19 protein-coding genes are annotated in these 24,134 nt (G+C 74.9%); all 19 read left to right on the plus strand.

Translation table 11 applies throughout. The features are described 5' to 3' along the window. Window positions 1–21: 21 nt before the first annotated feature. Entirely contained in the window at window positions 22–1,644 is a 1,623-nt protein-coding gene (locus ABZ479_RS30840) for a PfaD family polyunsaturated fatty acid/polyketide biosynthesis protein (protein WP_500464632.1), read from the plus strand. Then, on the plus strand, window positions 1,641–3,554 hold the full coding sequence (locus ABZ479_RS30845) for an acyl-CoA dehydrogenase family protein (RefSeq protein ID WP_500464633.1): 1,914 nt from the start codon (window positions 1,641–1,643) through the stop codon (window positions 3,552–3,554). The genes ABZ479_RS30840 and ABZ479_RS30845 overlap by 4 nt, the downstream gene beginning before the upstream one ends. Continuing rightward, window positions 3,551–5,308, plus strand: coding sequence for an acyl-CoA dehydrogenase family protein (locus ABZ479_RS30850; protein WP_500464634.1), 1,758 nt, complete (start codon window positions 3,551–3,553; stop codon window positions 5,306–5,308). The genes ABZ479_RS30845 and ABZ479_RS30850 overlap by 4 nt, the downstream gene beginning before the upstream one ends. Before the next feature lie 22 nt (window positions 5,309–5,330). Further along, a complete protein-coding gene (locus tag ABZ479_RS30855; protein WP_499602623.1) occupies window positions 5,331–6,101 on the plus strand; it encodes a 4'-phosphopantetheinyl transferase family protein in 771 nt (256 codons plus the stop codon). Continuing rightward, window positions 6,098–10,432 (plus strand): non-ribosomal peptide synthetase, encoded by a 4,335-nt coding sequence (locus tag ABZ479_RS30860; RefSeq protein ID WP_500464635.1) that lies wholly within the window; start codon window positions 6,098–6,100, stop codon window positions 10,430–10,432. The genes ABZ479_RS30855 and ABZ479_RS30860 overlap by 4 nt, the downstream gene beginning before the upstream one ends. Then, window positions 10,429–10,689 carry an acyl carrier protein gene (locus ABZ479_RS30865; RefSeq protein WP_499602618.1) on the plus strand — a complete coding sequence of 87 codons (261 nt, stop codon included), beginning with the start codon at window positions 10,429–10,431 and terminating at the stop codon, window positions 10,687–10,689. Before ABZ479_RS30860 ends, ABZ479_RS30865 begins: the two co-directional genes overlap by 4 nt. Next, a complete protein-coding gene (locus ABZ479_RS30870; protein ID WP_500464636.1) occupies window positions 10,686–11,432 on the plus strand; it encodes a thioesterase II family protein in 747 nt (248 codons plus the stop codon). Before ABZ479_RS30865 ends, ABZ479_RS30870 begins: the two co-directional genes overlap by 4 nt. Next, on the plus strand, window positions 11,426–12,031 hold the full coding sequence (locus ABZ479_RS30875) for a LysE family translocator (protein WP_500464637.1): 606 nt from the start codon (window positions 11,426–11,428) through the stop codon (window positions 12,029–12,031). The genes ABZ479_RS30870 and ABZ479_RS30875 overlap by 7 nt, the downstream gene beginning before the upstream one ends. A gap of 273 nt (window positions 12,032–12,304) precedes the next feature. After that, entirely contained in the window at window positions 12,305–12,493 is a 189-nt protein-coding gene (locus tag ABZ479_RS30880) for a lysine biosynthesis protein LysW (RefSeq protein WP_499602613.1), read from the plus strand. Next, window positions 12,490–13,380, plus strand: coding sequence for a RimK family alpha-L-glutamate ligase (locus tag ABZ479_RS30885; protein ID WP_500464638.1), 891 nt, complete (start codon window positions 12,490–12,492; stop codon window positions 13,378–13,380). Before ABZ479_RS30880 ends, ABZ479_RS30885 begins: the two co-directional genes overlap by 4 nt. 26 nt (window positions 13,381–13,406) lie before the next feature. Then, complete coding sequence (locus tag ABZ479_RS30890; protein WP_500464639.1) at window positions 13,407–14,042, plus strand: degT/DnrJ/EryC1/StrS aminotransferase; 636 nt, start codon at window positions 13,407–13,409, stop codon at window positions 14,040–14,042. After that, window positions 14,039–15,358, plus strand: a complete 1,320-nt coding sequence (locus ABZ479_RS30895; protein ID WP_500464640.1) for a DegT/DnrJ/EryC1/StrS aminotransferase family protein — start codon at window positions 14,039–14,041, stop codon at window positions 15,356–15,358. Before ABZ479_RS30890 ends, ABZ479_RS30895 begins: the two co-directional genes overlap by 4 nt. Beyond that, window positions 15,351–16,415, plus strand: coding sequence for an N-acetyl-gamma-glutamyl-phosphate reductase (argC, locus tag ABZ479_RS30900; RefSeq protein WP_500464641.1), 1,065 nt, complete (start codon window positions 15,351–15,353; stop codon window positions 16,413–16,415). The genes ABZ479_RS30895 and argC overlap by 8 nt, the downstream gene beginning before the upstream one ends. Beyond that, window positions 16,412–18,274, plus strand: coding sequence for a M20/M25/M40 family metallo-hydrolase (locus tag ABZ479_RS30905; RefSeq protein WP_500464642.1), 1,863 nt, complete (start codon window positions 16,412–16,414; stop codon window positions 18,272–18,274). Before argC ends, ABZ479_RS30905 begins: the two co-directional genes overlap by 4 nt. Continuing rightward, complete coding sequence (locus ABZ479_RS30910) at window positions 18,271–19,083, plus strand: thiamine pyrophosphate-binding protein (protein WP_500464643.1); 813 nt, start codon at window positions 18,271–18,273, stop codon at window positions 19,081–19,083. Before ABZ479_RS30905 ends, ABZ479_RS30910 begins: the two co-directional genes overlap by 4 nt. 187 nt (window positions 19,084–19,270) lie before the next feature. After that, on the plus strand, window positions 19,271–20,215 hold the full coding sequence (locus ABZ479_RS30915) for a transketolase family protein (protein WP_500464644.1): 945 nt from the start codon (window positions 19,271–19,273) through the stop codon (window positions 20,213–20,215). After that, window positions 20,203–21,456, plus strand: coding sequence for an ATP-grasp domain-containing protein (locus tag ABZ479_RS30920; RefSeq protein WP_500464645.1), 1,254 nt, complete (start codon window positions 20,203–20,205; stop codon window positions 21,454–21,456). Before ABZ479_RS30915 ends, ABZ479_RS30920 begins: the two co-directional genes overlap by 13 nt. After that, window positions 21,453–22,802: a hydrolase gene (locus ABZ479_RS30925; protein WP_500464646.1), complete on the plus strand. Its 1,350-nt coding sequence runs from the start codon at window positions 21,453–21,455 to the stop codon at window positions 22,800–22,802. Before ABZ479_RS30920 ends, ABZ479_RS30925 begins: the two co-directional genes overlap by 4 nt. Continuing rightward, window positions 22,799–24,022: an MFS transporter gene (locus ABZ479_RS30930; protein WP_500464647.1), complete on the plus strand. Its 1,224-nt coding sequence runs from the start codon at window positions 22,799–22,801 to the stop codon at window positions 24,020–24,022. Before ABZ479_RS30925 ends, ABZ479_RS30930 begins: the two co-directional genes overlap by 4 nt. Window positions 24,023–24,134 lie beyond the last annotated feature (112 nt).

Genomic DNA, 24,134 nt, shown 5'->3' on the forward strand with positions numbered 1-24,134 from the left:
GCGAGCGACAGGAGACGCAGCATGACCACCGACCTCCACCGGCCGCGGTGGACCGGACCCCAGCCGCCCGCGGTCGGCGACACCGGGGTCTACGAAGCCCTGATGCGGCTCGACGAGCCCGTCTACATCCTCCGCGGGCCCCACGGCCTGGGCGCCGCCACCGGCGGCACCGTGGGCGCCGACGGCGAGCACGAGGTCGTCGCCGCCGCGCCCCCGCTCGGGCCCGAACGCCTGGGCAGCGCCGCCTTCCTGAAGGCGCACGGCCTGCGCTACGCCTACATGAGCGGGGCCATGGCCAACGGCATCGCCTCCGCCGACATGGTCGTCGCCATGGCCAGGGCCGGCTTCCTCGGCTCGTACGGCGCGGCCGGGCTGCTCCCGGAAGCCGTGGAGAAGGCCCTGGTCCGCTTCTGCGACGAGATCCCCGGCCTTCCCTACGCCTGCAACCTCATCCACAGCCCGAGCGAGGAGCGCCTGGAGCGCACCGCCGTCGACCTGTTCCTGAGGTACGGCGTGCCCTGCGTGGAGGCCTCCGCCTTCCTCTCCCTCACCCCGCACCTGGTGCGCTACCGCCTGGCCGGGCTGCGGGCCGGCGGGCCCGGCGGCGTGACCGCGGGCAACCGGGTCATCGCCAAGATCTCCCGCCCCGAACTCGCCGAGCTGTTCATGCGGCCCGCCCCCGAGGCCATGGTGCGCGCGCTCGTCGCCGAGGGCGCGATCACGCAGGAGCAGGCCCGGCTCGCCGAACGCGTCCCGCTCGCCGACGACATCACCGTCGAGGCCGACTCCGGCGGGCACACCGACCGCCGCCCGCTGCCCGCGCTGCTGCCCGTCATCATCCGGCAGCGCGACGCCGTCCAGCAGGAGGAGGGCTACGCCGAGCGCATCCGCGTGGGCGCCGCCGGCGGCATCGGCACGCCCGAGGCGGCGGCCGCCGCCTTCGCCATGGGCGCCGACTACGTGGTGACGGGCTCGGTCAACCAGTCGTGCCTGGAGGCCGACACCTCGCCCCGCGTCAAGGAGATGCTGGCCCAGGCGGGCATCGCCGACTGCGAGATGGCGCCGGCGGCCGACATGTTCGAGATGGGCGTCGAGCTCCAGGTGCTCAAGCGGGGCACCTTCTTCCCGATGCGGGCCAAGCAGCTCCACGAGCTGTACCGGACGTACGACGGCATCGAGGCGATCCCGGCGGCGCTGCGGCAGAAGGTGGAGCAGCAGGTCTTCCGGCGTCCGCTGGACACGGTGTGGGACGAGACCGTCGCCTACTTCCGGCGGCGCGACCCCGACCAGCTCGCCCGCGCCGAGGGCAACCCCAAGCGGCGCGCGGCGCTGGTCTTCCGCTGGTACCTGGGCATGGCCTCGCGCTGGGCCAAGACCGGCGAGGCCGACCGCGCCGTCGACTACCAGATCTGGTGCGGGCCGGCCATGGGCAGCTTCAACGCGTGGGTCCGCGGGACGTACCTGGCGGCGCCCGAGCACCGGCGGGTCGCGGACGTGGCCCGGCAGATCATGACCGGCGCCGCCTTCCACCAGCGCCTGGCGTTCCTGCGGGCGGCGGGGATCGCCTTCCCGGCGGGCATCGCGACCCGTCCCGCCCCGGACGACGCGAACGCGCCCGGCCCCGCGGTGGAGGCCCGGCCGTGACGGCCCCCTCGCCCTCGCCGGGCGGTACCCCCGCGGCCCCGCACGACGCCCCGCCGCCGTCCGCGTCCGCGGGGAGCACCCGTGAGGCCGGACGGGGGACGGGGCGCGGCTTCCGGGCGGGCCCGGTGGGGGTGTCCGGGGTCGGGGACGTGCCCGCCGGGCGCCCGCACCGGCCGTTCGCCGCCGCCGAGGTGCTGGACGCCGCGCTCGGGGACCCGTGGGAGCGGGGGAACCCGTACGGGTTCGCCGCGGGGGCGGCGCGGGACGCCGAGGAGGCGTACCCGGCGGGGTGGGAGGCACGGCTGCGGGGGGAGGACTTCCACGTCGCCTACCTCCCCGCGGGGCTGGGCGGGAGCCTGCGCACGCTGGAGGACACCCACGTCCTGGTACGCGTCGCCGCCCGGCGGGACGTGAACGTCATGCCCGCCACCATGTTCGGCATCTCCGCCGTCATGACCGTGCTGGCCGCCGGCACGCCGGAGCAGCGCAAGACCGTCGCCGCGTGGGTGTGCGAGGGCCGGACCGTCGCGTTCGGGCTGTCCGAGGAGCACGCGGGCAGCGATGTGCTGGCGAACACCTGCCGCCTGGACACCGTCACCATGACGCTGACCGGCACCAAGTGGCTCGTGGGGCGCGGTGCGAGCGCCGACGCGGTCGTCGTGGTGGCGAGGACCGCCGACCGGGGCCCGGCGGCGTTCACGGCGCTGCTGCTGGGCCCGGAGACCATGGCGGACGCCCGCGTACGGCGGCTGCCCGCGCGCCGCACCACCGGGATGCGGGGGATCGACTTCGCGGACCTGGCCTTCGACGCGGTGCCCGTGCCCGCGGAGGCGGTGGTCGGCGGAGCCGGCGCCGGGCTCGCCGCGGCCATGCGGGCCCAGCAGATCGTCCGGCTGATGAGCACCGCGGGCTGCCTGGCGACCGCGGACACCGCGCTGCGCACCGCGCTGCGGTTCGCGCGGGCGCACCGCACGGGCGGCGAGCCCGTCGCGGACACCCCGTACGGGGCGCGGGAACTGGCCGTCGCCGCGGCGGAGTTGATCGCCGCCGACCTGACCGCGCTGGTCGCGGCCCGGTACGCCCACCTCGCCCCGGGCACCTTCGGCCTGGCCTCCTCCGTCGTCAAGCGGGTGGCGACCCGGCTCACCGCCGACTGCGCGGCCCGCGCCCGCGCCCTCGTGGGCGCCCGCGCGGTGCTGCGGGACGGCGACGGCCCGGGCGCCGTCCTCGACAAGGCCGTCCGGGACAACGCCATGGTCGAGGTCATCGACACCAGCGCCCCGGCCACCCTGCGGGCGGTCGCGATGTTCCTGCCGGCGTACGCCACGCCCCGGGACCCGGAGCCCGGGCGGGAGCGCCGGCTCGCCGCCCTCTTCGGCCTCGGCGGCGCCGCCCTGCCGGAACTCGACCCCGCCGCCCTCGACCTGGGGGCCCGGCCCTGCGACGACGTCCTGCTCGGCTTCGCCTCGCACGCCGACACCATCGCCGCCGAGCTCCACCGCAGGGGCGCGACGCGCGCCGCCACGCTGGTCACCGGGGTGCAGACGTCCCTCGCAGGCACCTTCCGGGAGGCCGCCGCCGCGCCGCGGCAGCGGACCGCCCCCGACCTGCTCGACCTGGCCGACCGCCTGTGTCCGCTGTACGCGGCCGCGACGGCGGCCCTGGCCTGGTGGCACCACCGCGACCGCGGCGGGCTGTACGGCGAGCCGGAGCCCGGCGGCGCCGGATGGCTCACCGCCGTCACGGCGCTGCTGCTCGCGGTGGCCGAGGGCCGCGACCCGCGCACCGCCGGCCGGGACCTCGCGCCCGCGGGCCGGCTGATCACCCGACTCGACGCCGCAGGAGAGCTGTTCACCGCGCTGCCGGTACGGCTGTGCGACCGGCCGGGACCGGAGGACGAGGAGACATGACCGATCTGCCCGCGCTCATGGCCGGCCTGGAGCACCACCTGGGGAACCCCAACGACCCCGCCGGCCCGATGCCGTTCGCCCGCGTCCTCGACCTGGACGAACGCGAGGCGTACCCGCACGAGTTCGTCGACCTGCTCGCCTCCTGGGGCCTGTACGACTGGATCGTGCCCGCCGCCCACGGCGGCAAGGCCGTCGACGTCCAGGACGGCTACCACCTGTTCCGGCTCGTCGCCCGCCGCGACCCCACCACCGCCACCGCCATGGTGATCACCAGCATCAGCTACATGCCGCTGTGGATCGCGGGCAGCGACGAGCAGCGCACGGCCTTCGCCGGCCACGTCCGCGCCGGCGGCAAGATGGCCTGGGGCCTGTCGGAACGCCGGCACGGCAGCGACGTGCTCGCGGGCGAGCTGGCCGCACGGCCCGTCGAGGGCGGCTGGCTGCTCGACGGCGAGAAGTGGACGATCGGCAACGCCACCCAGGCCGACGTCGTGATGCTCTTCGCCCGCACCTCGCCGCAGGGCGGCCCCGGCGGCTACTCGATCCTCGCCCTGGACAAGCGCGCCCTGACCCGGGGCAGCTGCGAGCCGCTGCGCGACGAGCCCCTGCACGGCCTGCGCGGGCTGGACATGAGCGGGGTGCGGCTGCGGGACTGCTTCGTACCGTCCTCCGCGCTCGTCGGCAGGGAGGGGCAGGGCCTGGAGATCGCGCTGAAGGCGGGGCAGTTCGCCCGCGTCCTGATCAACCTGATCGCGCTGAGCGCGGTGGACACCGCCCTGCGGACCACCCTGGACTTCGCCACGACCCGGGAGATCTTCGGCACGACGGTCGCCGCGATCCCGTACTCGCGGCGGCAGCTCGCGGAGTCCTACGCCGAGCTGCTGATCGCCGACGCCATGACCTCCACCGCGGTGCGCGCCCTGCAGTCGGCCCCGGCGCAGATCAGCATCTGGTCGTCGGCGGTCAAGTACTTCGTGCCCACCCTGCTGGAGGGCACGCTCGCCCGGCTGGGCGTGGTGCTCGGCGCCCGCCACTGGCTGCGCGACCACCCCCGGCACGGCATCTTCCAGAAGGCGCGGCGCGACTTCGGCGTGGCGGGGTTCGCCGACGGCAACACCGTGGTCAACCTGAAGAACATCGCGCTGCAGCTCGGACCGCTGCTCGCCTCCGCCGTCAGCCCGCCGCCGGGGCTGGTCGAGGAGGCCGCGGACAGGGTCGCCGCGCTCTTCGACCCGGCCTCTCCCATGGAGCCCTACCGGCCCGCCGGCCAGCAGCTGTTCAGCCGCGGCGTCGACGACCCCGTGGTCACGCTGCGCGCCGCCGTGGCGGAGCTGCGGCGGGCGGCGGCGGCCCGGAGCGGCCGCGAGGCGGCCGGGCTCGCGGCCTGCGCGGCGACGGCGGACGCCCTCGCCGGCGAGCTCGACCGGATCGCCGAGGAGCACCGCAAGCTGACCTCCGCCCTCGGCAAGGCCGCCGGCCAGTCGGCCGAACTGTTCGACCTGGCCGAGCAGTACACCACGGTGTCCGCCGCCGCGGCCGTCGTCCACCTGCACCTGCGCGGCCGGGAGAGCCTGAGCCCGCCGCTGCGCTCCCCGGCGGTGCTGCTGCTCTGCCTGGAACGGCTGTTGCGGCGGTTCCACCCCACGCGCCGGGTGACCGGCCCCGAGGAGGTCGACGAGGTGGCCGCGGCACTGGAGGCGGCGCACCGCGACGGCCTGCTCTTCTCGTTCCGCGCGTTCCCCGTCAACTGGTGACCCACCGATGGAGGCAGTGCTCATGGACACCGCGGTACCGTCCGCCGACCCGCTCGCCGACAGCGCCGACGTGTGGCTGCTGGCCGAGGAGGACGTGGACCGGTTCGCCGAGGCGACGGGCGGTCTGGAACTGCTGACCGACGAGGAGCGCGCCCGGCACGACCGGCTGCTGTTCCCCGCCGCCAGGCGCCGCTTCCTCGGCGCCCGGCTGCTGTCCCGTCAGGTCCTGTCGCTCTACACCGACGAGCCACCGGACTCGTGGCGCTTCCGCAAGGGCAAGTACGGCCGGCCCGTGGTCGACGGCGCCGACTGGGGCCTGGACTTCAACATCACCCACACCAACGGGCTGATCGCCGCCATCGTCGTGCGCGGCCGCACCGCGGGGGTGGACGCCGAGACCACCCCCGCCCGGCCCGAGGCGATGCAGTTCGCGCCGAAGGTCTTCACCCCGCTGGAGAACGAGGTGCTGCGGCGCGACCGCGAGGACCAGCGCGGTCACGCCTTCGCCGACTCCTGGGTCGCCAAGGAGGCGTACACCAAGGCCACCGGCATGGGCATGTGCCGGGGCTTCGACGCCTTCTCCGTGCACCGCCTGCGCGACGGCGGCCTGGCCGTCGTCGACGACGAGATCCCCGAACCCGAGCGCCCCCTGTGGCAGGTGCAGGTGCTCCAGGTGTGGGACCGGTTCGCGCTCGGCGTGGCCATCCGCGCCAGCGAGGACGACCAGGGGCCGCTGCCGGTACGGCTGCGCTCCGCCATGGCAGAACTCCTCCCGGAGGGGACACCCCGATGACCGCGAACGACGACGCCAACGCTCCCTTCCCGCTGACCGAGATCCAGTACGCGTACTGGGTCGGCCGCGGCCCCAACTTCGTGCTCGGCAACGTCGCCCCGCACGCCTACTTCGAGCTGGAGGGCCGCCGCCTGGACCCGGCGCTGCTCTCCCGCGCCTGGACCCGGCTCGTCGCGCGGCACGGCATGCTGCGCTGCGTCGTCGGCCAGGACGGCCGGCAGCGCGTCCTGCCCGAGGTCCCCGCGTACGAGGTCCGCTGCACCGACCTGCGCGACGCACCGCCGGAGGAGGCGGAACGGCACCTGGCCGAGGTGCGCGATCAGATGTCGCACCACGTCTACACCGCCGCCGACTGGCCGCTGTTCGACATCCGCATGTCCCGGCTTCCCGGCCACGACCGGCTGCACGTCAGCCTCGACCTGCTCATGGTCGACCTGGCCAGCATCACCGTGCTGTTCAGCGAGTGGGCGCAGCTGTGCCAGGACGAGGAGCGGGAGCTGCCGCCGGTCGAGGTGGGCTTCCGCGAGTACGCGCTCGCCCTGGAGCGCGGCGACGAGTCGCCGCGGCACCGCAGGTCCCGGGAGTACTGGACGGCGCGCGCCGCCACGCTGGCCCCGCCGCCCGACCTGCCGCTGGCGAAGTCGCCGGTCGCCGTCCACAAGCCGGTCTTCACGCACCGCGAGTTCCACCTGCCGCCGGAGGAGTGGAAGCGGTTGCAGGGGCGCTGCGAGGAGCGCGGCCTCACCCCGACCGCGCTGCTGGCCACCGTGTTCTCCGAGGTCCTGGCGATGTGGAGCGGCACCCGCCGGTTCACCCTCAACCTCACCCTCTTCAACCGGCTCCCGCTGGTGCTCGCCGGGGACGGCGCCGGGCACCGCGGCGTCCACCCCCATCTGCGCCGGGTGGTCGGCGACTTCACGTCCATCTGCCTGCTGGAGACGGACGCGGGCGGCGGCGTCCCGCTGGCCGAGCGCGTCGGCCGGCTCCAGCGGCAGCTGCGCAAGGACCTGCGGCACCGCCACGTCAGCGCCCTCCAGGCCCTGCGCGAACGCCGGCGCCTCGGCCTGCAGAACGGCTTCGAGACGATGCCGGTCGTCTTCACCAGCGGCCTGGGCACCGCCGCGGACGTCTCGTCGGCGATGGACCACTTCGGCTCCATCACGTACCGGATCAGCCAGACCCCGCAGGTCTGGCTCGACCACCAGGTCGTGGACATCACCGGGAGCCTGGACCTGACCTGGGACGCCGTCGAGGAGCTCTTCCCCGAGGGCATGCTCGACGACATGTTCGCGGCCTACACCGGTGCCGTGGCGCGGCTCGCCGCCGACGACTCCCCGTGGGACGAGGAGCTGGTGATCACCCTCCCCGCGCACCAGCTCGCCGCGCGGGAGGCCGCCAACGCCACCGAGGGTGAACTGCCGTCCGGGCTGCTGCACTCCGCGCTGCTCGACCGGGCCGCGCGGCACCCCGCGCGGCCCGCCGTGATCAGCGGCGGCGGCACCGTGACGTACGGCGAACTCGCCGCGTGGGCCGCCTCCGTCGCCGGCGCGCTCCCCGGCGGCGACCTGCGCGACCGCACCGTCGGCATCACCCTCGACAAGGGCCCCGCCCAGGTCGCCGCGGCCTACGGGGTGCTCATGGCGGGCGGCGCCTACCTCCCGGTCGGGCCGCAACTGCCCGCCCTGCGCCGCGAGCGCATCCTCACCGACGCCGGGGCGGTCGCGGTCGTCACGGACACCGGGGTGGACGCCCGGCTGGAGTGGCCCGCCGGCCTGCCGCGCGTCCTCACCCGCCCGCCCGCCGGCACCCCCGGCACCGCCGGCGACGCCGCCGCGCCGCAGGGCCCGGCAGAGCCCGCCGACCTGGCGTACGTCCTCTACACCTCGGGCTCGACCGGCACCCCCAAGGGCGTGATGATCGAGCACCGGGCGGCCCTCAACACCGTCGTCGACATCAACGAGCGCTTCGGCATCGGCCCCTCGGACCGCCTCTTCGGCCTCGCCGACCTCGGCTTCGACCTGTCCGTGCACGATCTGTTCGGCACCTTCGCCGCGGGCGCCGCCCTGGTGCTGCCCGAGCCGGACCAGCGGGCCGAACCCGCGCACTGGGCCGAGGTGATGGCCGCGCACGGGGTGACGGTGTGGAACTCGGTGCCCGCGCAGATGCAGATGCTGGTGGAGCATCTGGAGGCCGTGGACGGCGCCGCGGACATCCCGCGGGACCTGCGGCTGGTGCTGCTCAGCGGCGACTGGATCCCCATCGACCTGCCGGGCCGCATCCGGGCGCTGTGGCCGGACGCCCGGGTGGTCAGCCTGGGCGGCGCCACCGAGGTGTCGATCTGGTCGATCTTCCACCCGGTGGAGGAGGTCCCGGCGGGCGCGACGAGCGTGCCGTACGGCAAACCGCTGCGGAACCAGACCTTCCACGTCCTCGACGAGCGGTACGCGCCCTGCCCGGTGTGGACGGCCGGCGAGCTGTACATCGGCGGCCACGGCCTCGCCCGCGGTTACCGGGGCGACGCCGAGCGCACCGCCGCCGCCTTCGTCACCCACCCGGTCAGCGGCGAACGGCTCTACCGGACCGGTGACTTCGGCCGCTACCTGCCGGACGGCGGCATCGAGTTCCTGGGCCGCAGGGACGGCCAGGTCAAGATCAACGGGCACCGGGTGGAGCTGGGGGAGATCGAGGCGACCCTCGCCCGGCACCCGGGCGTGGACAGCGCGGTGGTGGTCAAGGCCGAGGGCGAGGCGGGCGCGGCCCGGCTGCTGGGCTACGTCGTCCCGGCCAGGGACTCCGCCGGGGCCGGCGGGCTCTTCGTCACCGAGCACGCCGACCCCGACCGCGCCGGGGCCGACTGGCGGGCCCTGTGCTCCGCCGCCGAGGTGCCCGCCCCCGGTCCCTCCCCGCAGGAGTTGCGCACCGCCTGGGACGTGCTGGACGAGGTCTACGCGACCGCCGCCGGCACCGCCTTCCGCCGGCTGGGCCTGCCCGACAACGCCGCCGCGGGCGTCGCCCCCCGCTACGGGCGCTGGCTGGCCCGGGCCGCCGCGGCGCACCCGCCCGCCGCGGACGGCATCCCGGACGCGCTCGCCGCCCGCAGCCGCACCGTGCTGCGCGAGGTGCTCGGCATCCCCGAGGACGTCACCGACTGGATGCTCGCCCTCGCCGGGGACGTCGCCGGGGTCCTGACCCAGAGCGTGCACTCCGCCGAGCTGTACGCCTCCGACCGCACCCCCGGCGTCTACGAGCGGCTCTTCGGCCCGACGTACGCCGTCGCCACCGAGGCGGTGCGCCGCCTCGCCGCCGGGTGGCCGGACGACCGGCCGCTGCGCGTGCTGGAGGTCGGCGCGGGCTACGGCTCGCTCACCCGCCACCTGCTGCCGCTGCTGCCCGCCGGCCGTACGGCGCCCACCGAGTACCTGTTCACCGACATCTCCCGCTACTTCACCGACCGGGCCCGCGAGGTCCTGGGCGCGCGGTACCCCTTCCTGCGCTGCGACCTGCTCGACCTGGACGGGCCCCCGCAGACCCAGGGCTTCGAGGACCACTCCGCCGACCTGATCGTCGCAGCGAGCGTGCTGCACGACACCCGCCACGTACGCCGTACGCTGCGCACCCTGCGGGGGCTGCTCGCACCCGGCGGGACCCTGCTGATCGTCGAGCAGACCGCCTTCCACCCCTGGTTCGACCTGGTGATGGGGCTCCAGCAGGGCTTCGACACCTTCGAGGACACCGAGCTGCGCACCACCCACCCGCTGCTCGACCGCGCGCAGTGGGCGGCCGAACTCGACGCCGCGGGCTTCACCGGCAGCGCCGTGCTCACACCCGCCGACGGCGGCCCCGGCTCGGTCGGCTTCGACGTCCTCGTGGCACGCGGCCCCGACCGGTGCGGCCGCTTCGCCCCCGACGCGCTGCGCGACTTCGCCGCCGGTCACCTGGCCGCCCACATGGTGCCGGCCCAGCTGTTCGCCCTGCCGGAGCTGCCGCTCAGCGGCACCGGCAAGGTCGACCGCGCGGCGCTGGCGAAGGCCGGCGCCCGCACCGCCGCGCGCGGGCGGCCCGCGAAGCCGCCGCGCACCGACCGGCAGCGCAAGCTCGTCGAGATCTGGCGCGAGGTGCTCGGCCTCGGCAGCGCCGACCTCGCCGACGACTTCCTGGAGGCGGGCGGCGACTCGCTGCTGGCGGCCCGGCTGGTCGCCGGCCTGCGGACCGCGTTCGGGATCACCGTGCCCGTCGGCACGGTCCTGCAGTACACGACGGTGGAGGCGCTCGACGGCCACCTGGAGGGGCTGCTCGGCCCGTCCGAGCCGCTGACGGAGGAGACACGATGACGCACGAGCAGATGCGGGAGTGGATCGTCGCCTTCCTGGCGGAACTCCTGGACGTCGCGCCGCACGAGATCGACCCGGAACTGCCGCTGGACCAGCTGGGCTTCGACTCGGCCACCACCCTCGACCTGTGCGGGCGGCTGGAGGAGGAGCTCGGGATCGACACGACGCCCAAGGCGATCGCCGACCACCCGACGGCCGACGCCCTCGCGGCCCATCTCGTCGCCCGCCCGGCCGTCCTGGGGAGGCAGTCGCCGTGATCACCCGACTCTCGGCCCGCTGGCTGGTCAGCGGACCCGCCCGGCCCGGCGCCCCCAAGCTGTACTGCTTCGCTCACGGCGGCGGTTCCGCCGCCGAGTACGTCCGCTGGGCGCGCACCCTGACCGGCGCCGAGCTGCACGCCGTACAACTGCCCGGACGCGGCTCGCGGTTCGGGGAGCCCCCGCTGACCTCGATGGAGACCCTGGTCGAGGCACTCGCCGGGCAGGTGGAGTTCGGCGCCCCGTACACGTTCTTCGGGCACAGCCTCGGCGCGCTGGTCGCGTACGAACTGACCTGCGCCCTGCGCGAGGCCGGCCACCGGCCGCCGGAGCGGCTGGTCCTGTCCGGCTTCCCGGCGCCCCACCTGCCGCGCACCTCTCGGGGGCTGCACCTGCTGCCGGACGACGAACTGCTGGCGGAGGTCTCCCGGCTGCACGGCGGCATCCCCCGGGAGGTGCTCGACGAGCCCGAGATGCGGGCGCTGGTCGCGGTGCCGCTGCGCGCGGACTACACGGTCGTGGAGACGTACCGGTGGCGGGACCGCCCGCCGCTGGACGTCCCGGTGACCGTCTTCGGCGGCCGCGACGACCGGGTCGGCGAGGAGCAACTGGCGGCCTGGCAGGAGCTGACGACGGCCCCCGTGGACGTGCGCACCTTCCCCGGCGGCCACTTCTACCTGCGCGAGCACAACGCGGTCGTGCTCCGCGCGCTCGCCGCCCGGCTGCGGACGCCGTCGTGCTGACCTTCGCCGCCGCCTCGCTCGTCCTCATCGTGATCCCCGGCCCCGACCAGGCGCTGATCACCAGGAACGCCCTGGCGGCGGGGCGGACGGGCGGCCTGCTGACGATGGTGGGCGGGGTGCTCGGGCTCGGGGTGCACATCGCCTCGGCCGCGCTCGGCGTCTCGGCACTGCTGACGGCCTCGACGGTCGCCTTCACGATCCTGCGGACCGCGGGCGCGGGCTACCTGCTGTACCTGGGCTTCACCACCCTGCGCGCCGCCCGCCGTGCCGGCCCCGCGGAGCCTTCGGACGCCGGATCGCCGCCGGCCGGCGCGGCCCAGTTGCGGCAGGGCTTCCTGTCCAACTCGCTCAACCCGAAGGTCGCGCTGTTCTTCGTGACCTTCCTCCCGCAGTTCCTGCCCTCCCAGGGCAGCGCCCTGCCGCGCGCGCTCCTGCTCTCCCTGGTCTTCGCCGTGCTGTACGTGACCTGGTTCGGCGCCTACGTCCTGGTGGTCGACCGGGTCGGCGCGGTGCTGCGCCGGCCCCGGGTGCGGGCCCGCGTCGAGCGGGTCACCGGTCTGCTGCTCATCGGCTTCGCGCTGCGGCTCGCGGTGCACTGAGCTCGCGGTGCACAACACGCGGTGCACCGGGCTCGCGGTGCAGTGCGAGCGCCGTCCACGCCGTTCCGGACACGCGGTGATTTCCCGTTCCCCATTGCGCGGGAACGGGAAATCCCGCGTGTCCGCATGCGTTCGGGACGGTCCGCTCCGTCATTGAGAATCCCGATGGCCGTATCACGAGAAGGGCGCCGATCCGGCTGGACCGCCGAGTTGTCGGCAGGGGATTCTGAAGTTGCTTTTTCCGCCCGGTAATTCAGTGGAAAGGAAAGAGAAATGACTGCTCCTGTCGCCGCGCTCCAGTGCCTGGTGTGCGACACGGACATCCCGGTCCAGCAGGACTGGCTGAGGGGCGAGATCACCGAGTGCGCGGCCTGCGGCCAGGAGCACGAGGTCGTCGAGAAGTCCGAGGCCGGCGCCCGCATCGAGCTCGCGCCCGAGGTCGAGGAGGACTGGGGCGAGTGACCGGGTCCGACGCCGGGTTCGAGGTGCTGCTGTCGGCCACCGTCCTGCGCCCCGACGAGAAACTCCTCCTGGAGGCGCTGCGTTCACGGGGGCTCGCCGTCCGCCCGGTCCTCCTGGAGGACCTGGCGGGTCTGGTCACGGGCCGCAAGAAACCGCCCGCCCTCGCGCTCATCCGCAATCTCTCGCACCGCGAGGCCGTCAATGTCGCGCGCCGGCTGGAATTCAGCGGAGTGCCCGCGCTGAATCGCGCGACGACGATCGAGACCTGCAACGACAAGGGCCTGCAGGCCCTCCTTTTCGGCCGCCACGGCGTACCGCACCCGGAGTCCTTCCACGCGTTCAGCTACGCGCAGGTCCGGGAGTCGGTCGGGCAGGTCGGGCTGCCCGCCGTCATCAAGCCGGTGAGCGGCTCCTGGGGCCGCGGCGTCTCCCGGATGACCAGCGGCGAGTGCGTCGAGGCCTGGATCGGCGGCCGCGAGTCCGCGGACGCCGCGGGCAAGCTCTTCCCCGTCATCGTCCAGCGGTACGTCGACAAGCCCGGCCACGACCTGCGGGTCGTGGTCGTCGGCCGCACGCCCGTCGTCGCCATCCGGCGGGTCTCGCCGGACTGGCGCACCAACACCCACCTCGGTGCCGAGGTCGTACGGGTCCCGGTGACCCGCGAGATGGAGAAGCGCTGCAGCCAGGTCGTGGACGTGCTCGGCGAGGGCTTCTACGGGGTCGACCTCGTCGAGGACCGCACCACCGGCGAGCTGATGGTCCTGGAGGTCAACGCGAACCCCGAGTTCGCCCGCTCCTCCGCCAAGCACGGCGTGGACGTGGCCGGCCACCTCGCGGACTACGTCGCCGAGACCTACCGGCCCGAGTCCGCCGCCCCCGCCGCGTAGCCGGCAGACGGAGGAGAACCCCACCCATGGAAGCGTTCGACACCGCCACGGTGCTCACCCGGGTCCTCACCTCGGGCGTCGTGATGAGCATCGAGAAGAGCGACCGGGAACTGCCCGGCCTGGAGCGGTTGCTCACCAAGCGCACCGGCCGGGCCAGGGCGGCGCTGTTCAACAGCCGCAGCGGCGCCCTGCACGGGGCGCTCGCCGGCCAGGGCATCGGCCACGGCGACCGGGTCGCCGCCCGGCCCGGCGCCGGCGACCGGGAACGCGCGTTCCTGGACTGGCTGGGCGTCGCCGCCGACGCCGCCGCCCCGGGCCCGGCCCCGTACGACCTGGTCGCACTCGACCCGGGCAACGCCCACGACCTGACCCGGCTGGCCGCCGCGGGCACCGCGCCGGTGCTCGTCGCCGACCTCACCGGCCTCGGCTTCGGCCCGGCCGCCGCGGTCCTCACCGACGACCCCGCCGTGTGGGCGCGCGCCGAACGCCTCAAGATCTTCGGCGCGTACGACCTGCGCACCATGTGGACGCAGGAGGAGGCCGACCCGCGGCTGGTACCCGGCGTGCAGTTCAACTACCGGCTGAGCCCGCTCGTCGCCGCCTGCGTCCGGATGGCCCTCACCCAGGCCGCCCGGCCGGCCCTCCCGGGAGCTGACTCATGATCACCGACTTCCCCGCGGCCCCCCTGCCGCTGCCGCGACCCGGCGACGTGACCGCCGAACTGGCCGCCCTCGGCGGCGAGGCGATCATCCCCGGCGACCTGCGCCGCACCCTGTTCCCGGTCATCACCAAGGAGGACGTCTTCAACCTCCTGCTGGCCCAGCGGCAGGACCCGGACAAGGTCGTCGCCGACTTCGCCGAGGCCTACCGGTCCTACGTGGGCGCGGCCTTCGCCCTGCCCACCGCCAGCGGCACCTCCAGCCTCCACATGGCGCTGGTCGGTGCCGGGGTGCGGCCCGGCGACGAGGTGATCGTCCCGGCGTTCACCTTCATCGCCACCGCGCAGGCCGTCGTCGCCGCGCACGCGATCCCCGTCTTCGTCGACGTCGACCCGCGTACGTACTGCATGGACCCGGCCGCGGCCGAGGCGGCCGTCACCGAGCGCACCCGCGCCCTGATGCCCGTCCACGTCCACGGCCTGCCCGCCGACGTGGCCGCGCTGCGCGCCCTCGCCGACCGGCGCGGCCTCGCCCTGGTCGAGGACGCCTCGCACGCCCACTCCGCCCGCGTCGGCGACCGCGTCGCCGGCTCCATCGGGGACGCCGCGGGGCAGAGCCTCATGGCCGACAAGAACTTCCCGCTGGGCGGCGAGGGCGGCATCGCCTTCTTCGCCGGGCGGGAGTCCCACGACCGGGCCGCGGACTACCTGGAGCGGCACGGCATCGACTACGGCATGGCCTGGATCGCCGCCGCCTTCGGCGCGAGCCAGCTGCAGCGGCTCCCGTACTACGACGCGGTCCGCGCCCGCAACGCGGCGCTGCTCGGCGAGGCGCTGGCCGGTACCGGCCTGTTCACCCCGCCGTACGTGCCGGACGGCCACGTCCACGCCTACAACATGTACCGGGTCACCCTGCACCCCGAGGCGGTCGGCCTGGCGGACCTGCCCGCGTACGCGGTCAAGGAGGCCGTGCACGAACTGCTGGTCGCCGAGGGCGTGCCCGCCCGCGAGTGGCAGAACACGCCCATCCCCTGCCACCTGCCCTTCGTCCACCGGGCCGGCTTCGGCGGCGGCCACCCCTTCACGCTCAACCCGGGTGCCGTGCGCGACCACACCCCGCAGGACTTCCCGGTGGTCCGGCACATGCTCGACACCACGCTCGTGCTCTGCCGCGAACTGCGCTCCCCGGTCGAGTACGAGCGCATCCTGCGCTACGCCGACGCCTTCGCCAAGGTGGCCCGGCGCCCCGACGCGATCCGCAAGCTCGTCCAGGAGGGCGACTTCCGCCGCCCCTACGAGAAGGCGGCCCGCCTTGGCTGACACCACGCCCGGCACGGTCCGGGTCGCCGTCGTCGGGGCCAGCGGCTACAGCGGGGGAGAGGTCGTCCGGCTGCTGCTGGACCACCCCGGTGTGGAGCTCGCCTTCCTGTCCGCCGAGCGCGCCGCGGGCGCCGCGCTCGGCGCCGTCCACCCGTGGCTGCGCAACCACCCCCGCGCCGCCGGGCTGACCCTGCGCCCGCTGCGGGAACTCGCCGACGCCGGCACGGACGTCGACGTCGCCATCTGCTGCCTGCCCACCGGCACACTGCCCGGACTGCTGCCGCTGCTGTCCGGGCACGCCAAGCGGATCCTCAACGTCGCCGGCGACTTCCGGCTGCGCGACCCCGGCGAGATCCGCGCCCACTACCCGCGCACCGCCGAGCACCCGGCCGCCGAGGACTTCGCGTACTACATCCCCGAGCTGTCCCCGGCACTCCCCGAGAGCCGCTTCGTCAACCTGCCCGGCTGCATGGCCGTCGCGTCCGTCTACGCCCTGCACCCGCTCTTCGCGGACGGGCTCGCCCTGCCCGAGGTCGTCGTCGACGCCAAGACCGGCTCCACCGGCGGCGGACGCGACAGCGGCGAGCACCCGGCGGAACGGGCCGGCAACTTCCGCATCCACAAGCCCTTCGGGCACCGGCACGCCCCCGAGATCCGGCAGGCCCTCGCCGACCTCACCGGCACCACGCCGGAACTGCGCTTCACCAGCCACAGCCTCGACGTGCCCCGCGGCATCCTCGTCACCGGCTACGCCCGGCTGCGCGAGGGCACGACCGGACTGGACGTCAAACGCGCCTACGCCCGCGCCTACAAGGGCCGCCCCTTCGTCAAGGTGCGCCCCGCGCCCAGGGCGCCGCAGGACTTCCCGATGCTCAAGGCCGTCGTCGGCTCCAACGTCGCGGAGGTCGCCGTCGTCGTCAAGGACGACCAGGCCGTCGCCGTCGCCGCCCTGGACAACCTCGTCAAGGGCGCCGCGGGCCAAGCCGTCCAGGCCGTCAACCTGCTGTGCGGACTCGACGAGACCGCGGGCCTGCCCCGGACGGCGGTGGCGCCGTGACGGACCCGTACCGGCCCCTGTACGTCGTCAAGGTGGGCAGCGCCACCCTCGCCCGCGGCGCGATCCTCCACGAGCTGTCCGACCTCGTCGCGCGCGGCGCCCGCGTGCTGCTCGTGGCCGGCGGCGCGGTCGGCATCGAGCGGCACTACACCGCGATCGGGCGCGCCATGCCCGAACTGCGGCTCGCCGGCGGCGACACCGTGCGCTACTGCCCGCCCGAGGAGATGACGCACATCGTCGACGCCTACGAGCGGGTCACCCTGCCCGCGGTCGAGGCGGGCCTGCGCGACCTCGGACGCACCGTCCACACCACCGTCGCGGCCCGCGGCGGACTGGTCGGCGGGCGCGCCAACCGGCCGCTGAAGACCGTCACGCCCGAGGGCCGCAGCCGGGTCGTCCGCGACCACCGGGCGGGAGTCCCCGAGGACGTCGACACGAGGGCGCTGCGCGCGCTGCTCGACGCGTACGACGTGGTGTGCGTCTCGCCGCCGGTGCGCGACCGCGACGGGGGCGCCCCCCTCAACGTGGACGCCGACGTGCTGGCCGCCGCCCTCGCGCGCGCCCTCGACGCCGACCACCTCCGCCTGGTCACCGGCACCGCGGGGCTGCTCACCGACCCCGCCGACCCGGCGTCCACGCTCCGCCACGCCCACGCCGGCGAGGCCGCGCGGTACGCGGGCGGCCGCATGCGGCAGAAGGTCCGCGCCGCCGAACTCGCCCTCGACGGCACCGGGGACGTCGCCGTCACCGGCCCGCACACCCTGGCGGAGCCCGCGGGCTGGACCCGGTTCTGGCGCGCGGCGCCCCCCGCGGAGGACCTGACCCTGCTCAGCCGCGCCGCCGGCATCCCCTCCGTCTCCGGGGACGAGCACGAACTCGCCGCGTACCTGCGCGACTGGTGCGCCGACCACGGCGTCGACGCGCACGTCGACGCCGCGGGCAACCTCGTCGCCACCCGCGGCGACGGACCGCGCCGCCTGCTGCTCCTCGGCCACCTCGACACCGTGCCGCACCACTGGCCCGCCGGCTGGCGGGACGGCGAGCTCTCCGGCCGCGGCACCGTCGACGCCAAGGGGAGCCTCGCGGCCTTCCTGGAGGTGCTGGCCGCGGCCGACGTCCCAGGCGACGGCCAACTGCGCGTCGTCGGCGCCGTCGAGGAGGAGGTCTCCTCCGCCAAGGGCGCCTTCCACGCCCGCGACCACTACCCCGCGGACGCCGTCGTCATCGGCGAACCCAGCGGCTCCGGCACCCTCACCCTCGGCTACTTCGGTCTGTTCAAGCTCCGCCTCACGGCCACCGCCGCCAGCGGCCACTCCGCGGGCATGGGCGCCGTCACCGCCCCCGACCTGCTGCTGCGCGCCGTGGCCGGCATCCGCGCCGCCGTCGCCGCCCACGCGCCCGACGCGCTCAGCGCCCTCATCGACGTCCGCACCCACGACGCGCGGGAGGCCCAGCGGGCCGTCGGCACGCTCAACTTCCGCGTCCCGCCGGACGCCGACCTCGCCACCGTCCGCAAGGCGGCGCTCGCGCTGGAAGCCCCCGGCGACGGACTCGCCGTCGAGGTGCTCCGTGCCACCCCGGGCGTCGCGGGCGGCCGCGCCACCACCGTGGCCGCGTCGTTCGGCCGGGCCTTCGCCAAGGCCGGCATCCGGCCCCGGCACGTCGTCAAGAAGGGCACCTCCGACATGAACACCCTCGCCACGACCTGGCACGGCGTCCCCATGGTCGCCTACGGGCCCGGCGACGCCGCCCTCGACCACACGGACGCCGAACGCCTCCCGGCCGACGAGTACCGCCGCGCCCGCGGCGTCCTCGCCGACGCCGTCCGCCACTGGTTCGCCTCCGGCGGTGCGGCATGACGCCCGCGACCGCCGTACGGGAGACCGCGCACGCGGCGCTCGCCGAACGGGCCCGCCGCGCCCGCGAACTCGTCGTCGACATGGCGGCGAGCCCCCGCGGCTGCCACCTGGGCGGGAGCCTGTCCGTCCTCGACATCCTCGTCGCCGCCCTCGACCACGCCACGACGGCCGGCGACGGCACCCAGGTCGTCCTGAGCAAGGGCCACGCCGCGGCCGGCCTGTACGCGGCGCTCCACGTCACCGGCGTGATCCCGGAGGACCCCGCGCCGCACTACGGCCTGGCCGGCCGGCCCTACACCGGCCACCCGGGCCCCAAGGTGCCCGGCGTGCTGTTCCCGACCGGCAGCCTCGGGCACGGCGTGGCCTACGCCGCGGGCTGGGCGCTGGCCCAGCGGCTCGGGGGCGGCACGGGCAAGGCGATCGCCGTCGCGGGGGACGGCGAACTCCAGGAGGGCCTGGTCTGGGAGACCTGCCAGGTCGCCGCCGCCCAGCGACTCGGCGGCCTCGTCCTCGTCGTGGACCGCAACGGCGGCCAGAACGACGGGATGGTGGCCGACATCTCGCCCCTGCCCCACCTTGCGGACCGCTTCGCGGCCTTCGGCTTCGACACCGCCGAGGTCGACGGTCACGACCTGGCCGCCCTGTCGGCCCTCTTCGCCGCCGACCGTTCGGCCGCCACCCGGCCCCTCGCGGTCGTCGCCCACACGGTCAAGGGCAAGGGCGTACCACCCGTCGAGGGCAAGGCCGCCTCGCACTACGTGACCATCGACGCCGCGCGCGCCGCCAAGTGGAAGCGACTGATCCGATGACGCCCCGCACACCCCGCCCAGACCCCCACGCCCCGCCCCGGCGGTCCGGGCCGCCCGGTGCACCCGCGGTGCGCGCAGCCCGAGGCGGCAGCGGCCGCGCCGGCCACGCCCCGGGCGTGCCCACCGGGCCGCCCGGGCGCGGGGGCGGCGTTGCCGTGCGTGCCGACGAGGGGAGGCGGGGGATCCGATGACGCTGTCCGGGCGCGACGCCTACCGCGCCGAGCTGACCGCGCTCGCCGTCGAGGACGACCGGGTGCTGTGCCTGGAGGCCGACCTGGGCGGCAAGGGGCACCCGTTCCAGCAGGCCCACCCCGGGCGGTTCTTCAACCTGGGCATCGCCGAGGCCGCGATGGTCGACATGGCGGCCGGACTGGCGGCCGCCGGCTGGAAGCCGTTCGTGTCGACCTTCGCCCCGTTCGCCGCGCTGCGCGCCGCCGAGAGCCTGAAGCTGGCCCTCGGGTACCTGCGCGCCGGGGTCACCGTGCTCGCCCCGTACGCGGGCGTGTCCGGGGCCTGGTTCGGCACGACGCACCACTGCCTGGAGGACCTGGCCGTCCTGCGCAGCGTCCCCGGCGTGACGATCGCCGCGCCGTACGGGGAGGCCGAGATGCGCTCCGTGGTGCGCGCCGCGGTCCGCTCCGGCCGCCCGCACTACATCCGCACCGGCCGCAACGCCGCGTACGAGAGCCTGCGGGCGCCCGTCGCGGAGGGCGGCACCGTCACCTGGGAGCACCACGGCTCCGGTGCCGCCGGCGAGCCGTGCCTGGTCTCGGTCGGCGAGGAGGGGACCCGGCTGGCGCTGGCCGCCCGCGCGGAACGCCCCGGCACCGCGCACGCGCACCTCACGTACCTGGACCACGCGCACCTCTCCCGCGCCGCCGCCGAACTCGCCCGCCACCACCGCCGCTTCGTCGTCGTCGAGGAGCACCGCACCGAGGGCGGCGTCGCCGAGGCCCTCGCCCTGCTGCTGCCCGCCTGCGAGGTCACCTCCGTGGCCGCCGGCCACGGCTGGCCGGCCGAGGGCGGCGACCACGGGGAGGTGATGGCCGCGCTCGGCCTCCACCTGCCCGCCGTGCTCCGCGCACTGAATCCGATCCCGCACCAACCGAGGGGGTTCTCATGCACGTACTGATGGTCGAGTGCAATCCGAACGGCGTCGCCGGCATCGCCAACGCCCTGTCCCTGGGCCACGAGGTGACCCTGGTCAGCGCCGACCCCGGCTTCTACCTCGCCGCGTCGCCGCTCGCCGAGCCGGCCTTCTCCCACCCGCGCTGCCGGGTGATCACCAGCGAGTCCGCCTTCTCCATCGACGCGCTGGAGCAGCTGGCGAAGGAGGTGAACGCGCAGAGCCCGGTGCACGGCGTGACGACCTACAGCGAGTACCACACCGTCCACACCGCCTCCGTGGCCCGCGCCCTCGGCCTGCCCGGGATGAGCGTGGAGGGCGCCCTCAACGCCCGCCACAAGCACCGTACCCGGCTCACCCTGGCCGGCACCGACGTGCGCCAGCCGCGCTTCGCGCACGCCCGCGCCCTGGACGAGGTGGAGGCCGCGATCCGCGAGGTGGGCTTCCCGTGCGTGGTCAAGCCCTCGGACGGCACCGCGAGCCTGCACGTCCTGCACCTCACCGGCGAGGAGGACCTGGCCGCCTACCTGGCCGACCTGGCGCAGGTCGCCGACTACGGGCGGGGCGTCACCCGCATCCCGGACGTCGTCGTCGAGGAGTTCGTCGAGGGCGAGCTGGTCTCCGTGGAGGCCGTGGTGCTGGCCGGCGGGGAGATCGTCAACCTCGGGATCACCGACCGCTGCCTGAGCGGCTTCCCGTACTTCATCGAGATGGGCGCGACCTACTTCCGCGGCCACCCGCTGCAGGACGAGCTGTTCGAGACGAACGAGAAGGCGCTGCGCGCCCTCGGCATCGACTTCGGCTTCATCCACGCCGAGTACATCCTCTCGGCCGACGGCCCGGTGCTCTGCGAGGTCAACGGACGGCTGATCGGCGGCATCGTGCCGCAGCTGATGAAGATCTCCAGCGGGGTGGACCCCTACCTGGAGGTCATCCGCCAGGCGCTCGGCGAGACCCCGGAACTGCCCTTCCCCGGCACGGTCACCGCGAGCGGCCGCTGGTTCGGCTCGCCGGTCGAGGGCGTCCTGCGCACGGCGGACTTCACCGCCCTCAACGAGCGGCCGGGCTTCGTGGAGGCCCTGACCTACCGCGCTCCCGGTACCACGGTCGCGCGGCTGTCGAAGAGCAACTTCGACTGGCTGGGCCACGTGATCTTCACCGGCGCCGGCCGTGAGGAGGCCCGGGGCCGCTGCGAGTCGGCGCTGGACCGGATCGCCGTCGACCTCTGCGTCCAGGTCGCCCGGTGAGCGCGCTCCGGCGCGTCGCCGTCCCCCTCCTCGACCCGGAGACGCTGTACGACGTGGAGGTCGCGGAGGGGGTCTTCACCCGGATCGAGGCGGTCGCCGACCGGGACGTCCGGGCCGGCGGCGAGCCGGAGCTGTGGCCGGGCTTCGTCGAGGCGCACGCGCACCTGGCGCTGCCCGCCAACTTCGACGACTCCCTCGACGACGCGCGGATCTCCGCCCTGTCGTACCTCTTCCACGGTGTCACGCACGTCGTCGACATGTTCGGCTTCCCGCTGGTCGCCGACGCCTGGGAGGCCGGTCGCGCCACCTCCCCGGTGCCGTACCCGCGGCTGGCGCACTGCGGCTACGCGGCCACGTCCATGCGCGACGGCGAGGGGCTGACCGGGCACGGCGTGGAGTTCCCCGCGCCGGTCTTCATGCTCGGCACCGGCGACGACCTGGAGCCGCTGATCACCGCGAACCGGGCACGCGGCGCGACCTTCCTCAAGGTCATGTTCACCGACGGCACCGAACAGCCCGGCACGGACCGGCGCTTCTCCCGGCTGCCGGGGCCCGTCCTGGAGCACGTCGCCCGGGTGGTCGGGGCGCACGGCCTGCCCGCGATCCTCGACTGCAACACCCGCGCGGAGGTCCTGCAGGCGTACGGCTACGGCTTCCGGCTCTTCGCCCACCCCGTGCGCGACCTGGAACTGACGCCGCAGGACTGGCGGGACCTGGAGGGGGCGCGCTTCGTCTCCACCCTCGGCGGGCTGTACCCGATGGTCATGGACCGGGAGGACTTCCTGCGCGAGTACGGCAGGCCCGGCTTCCGCGAGACCCAGGACCCGGCCAACCTCGACTTCGCCGCCGGCGTCGAGGAGCCCTTCGGCATCCGCTTCGGCTGCCAGGACACCCGTACCGCCGCGCTCGCCGCCATGCGCGCCAACAGCCTCGCGGCCCTGTCCCGCCGCCGCATGCTCGTCGGCACCGACTGCGGCAACACCGGCGCCTTCCACGGCTACAGCCTGCTCGGGGAGCTGGACCGGCTCGCCGGCGACGACCCGGGCGAGCGGGCCGCGCTGCGGCACGACCTGCTGCGCGCCGCCACCGTCGACAACCGGCTCTTCTTCGACGAGGTGTCCGGCTCGGCACCCTCGCCGGATCTTCTTCACGAAGGCGCCCCCGCGACCTTCAACCTGCTGCCGGCGGCCGCCAAGGGCGAACCGCCGTCCGCCCTGCCGGAACTCACCGTCGCGGCAGGCGTGGTCGTCGACCGCCAGGCCGTGGCGCAGGAGATCAGGTCCCTGCGGGCGACTCCCACAGGAGGGAAGGTCGCCCTGCACCACGACGAGAGGTCGGACTCGTGAACGCAACGGCGAAAAGGACGCTCGCCGGTGTCTGCGTCGGCATCGCGCTGGCGCACGTCGGCAACTACATCTACTTCCCGCACCTCGTCTCCACCCTGGGGGTCGAGTACAGCGGTTTCTGGGCCGGGTTCGTGATGTTCCTGACCTACGTGGGCCGGCTGTCGTCCACGTTCTTCTACGAGGGACTGGGCGTCCGCCTCGGCACCCGCGGCAGCGTCGTCGCGGGCATCGCCCTGGAGGCCGTCGCGCTCGGCCTGATGGGCTTCGCGGACGGGCTCGTGGCGTACGGCCTGTGCGCCTTCTTCGTCGGCTTCGGGTCGGGCATGTCCTTCCCGGGCCTGAAGAACATCCTCGGCGCGCTGCCCGAGGAGCACCGCACCAAGGCCTTCTCGTACTTCCAGATGGCCTGCCAGACCGGTGTCATCGCCGGCGCGGTCGTCGGCGGCCTGTTCCTGTGGGCCGACATGCGGGTGCTGTTCGGGGTGGTCTTCGCGCTCTTCGCGGGCTACTGCCTGGCCGCGGTCTTCGTCATCCCGCGCGACGGGGAGCGGGACCGGGCGGCCGCCGCGGCGACCCCGCTGGTCAACTTCGCGGTCCTGAAGGGCCTGAAGGCGGGCGCGGGCACGCGCTACTTCTTCCTGTCCAGCCTGTTCTGGATCATGTCCATCAGCTTCCTGGTCGGCATGCCGCTGTTCATGGCGGAGTACGTCAAGGGGCTGCCCGTCTCGGCGCCGTTCTGGATCAGCGGCATCACGCTGATGGCGCTGCAGTACCCGGCCTTCCGGTTCATGATCAAGCACTTCCGTCCGGGGCAGGTCATGGCGGTCGCGTTCGGCGCGATGGCGCTGGCGTTCGTCATGTTCGGCGCGGGTCGGAACGTGCTGTGGGTCGTGGCCGGCTGCTTCGTGGTGGTCTTCGGGGACATCCTCTTCACGCCCTCGTTCGACCTGTGGGTCACCAGGCGGATCCCGGCGGACCGGCTGGCGCGGGCGATGGGCGCCATGCACTTCTTCCGCAGCTTCGGCAACATGGCCGGCACGCTGGTCGCGGGCGCCCTGTTCGACCTGGCCCGCAACACCGGTGTCCCCGGGCTCAACTGGTACCTCACCGCCGCCCTCGCGGCCGTCTGCGCCGTGGTCAGCCTCGGCGTCTCGGCCCGCGAGCGCACCGCCGGACCCGAGCCCGACACGGCCCCGGCCCCCGCGGCCTCGGCCGCCTGACGTACGTACGCACCCGGCCCGGACACGGCGCCCCGCGCGCCGCTGTCCAGGTGCGGCCGGACCGCTTGCTGACAGCGGCCGCGGCTTGCCCGAAAACCCCCGCGCCGGGTTG

The organism is Streptomyces sp. NPDC005722 (assembly GCF_040630935.1).
Taxonomy (GTDB): domain Bacteria; phylum Actinomycetota; class Actinomycetes; order Streptomycetales; family Streptomycetaceae; genus Actinacidiphila.

Bases quoted from the DNA above. Each gene is read 5' to 3' on its own strand.
- ABZ479_RS30840 (WP_500464632.1), top strand. From the start codon at position 22: ATGACCACCGACCTCCACCGGCCGCGGTGGACCGGACCCCAGCCGCCC.
- ABZ479_RS30890 (WP_500464639.1), top strand. From the start codon at position 13,407: ATGGAAGCGTTCGACACCGCCACGGTGCTCACCCGGGTCCTCACCTCG.
- ABZ479_RS30880 (WP_499602613.1), top strand. From the start codon at position 12,305: ATGACTGCTCCTGTCGCCGCGCTCCAGTGCCTGGTGTGCGACACGGAC.
- ABZ479_RS30895 (WP_500464640.1), top strand. From the start codon at position 14,039: ATGATCACCGACTTCCCCGCGGCCCCCCTGCCGCTGCCGCGACCCGGC.
- ABZ479_RS30915 (WP_500464644.1), top strand. From the start codon at position 19,271: ATGACGCTGTCCGGGCGCGACGCCTACCGCGCCGAGCTGACCGCGCTC.
- ABZ479_RS30920 (WP_500464645.1), top strand. From the start codon at position 20,203: ATGCACGTACTGATGGTCGAGTGCAATCCGAACGGCGTCGCCGGCATC.
- ABZ479_RS30855 (WP_499602623.1), top strand. From the start codon at position 5,331: ATGGACACCGCGGTACCGTCCGCCGACCCGCTCGCCGACAGCGCCGAC.
- ABZ479_RS30850 (WP_500464634.1), top strand. From the start codon at position 3,551: ATGACCGATCTGCCCGCGCTCATGGCCGGCCTGGAGCACCACCTGGGG.
- ABZ479_RS30910 (WP_500464643.1), top strand. From the start codon at position 18,271: ATGACGCCCGCGACCGCCGTACGGGAGACCGCGCACGCGGCGCTCGCC.
- ABZ479_RS30860 (WP_500464635.1), top strand. From the start codon at position 6,098: ATGACCGCGAACGACGACGCCAACGCTCCCTTCCCGCTGACCGAGATC.
- ABZ479_RS30865 (WP_499602618.1), top strand. From the start codon at position 10,429: ATGACGCACGAGCAGATGCGGGAGTGGATCGTCGCCTTCCTGGCGGAA.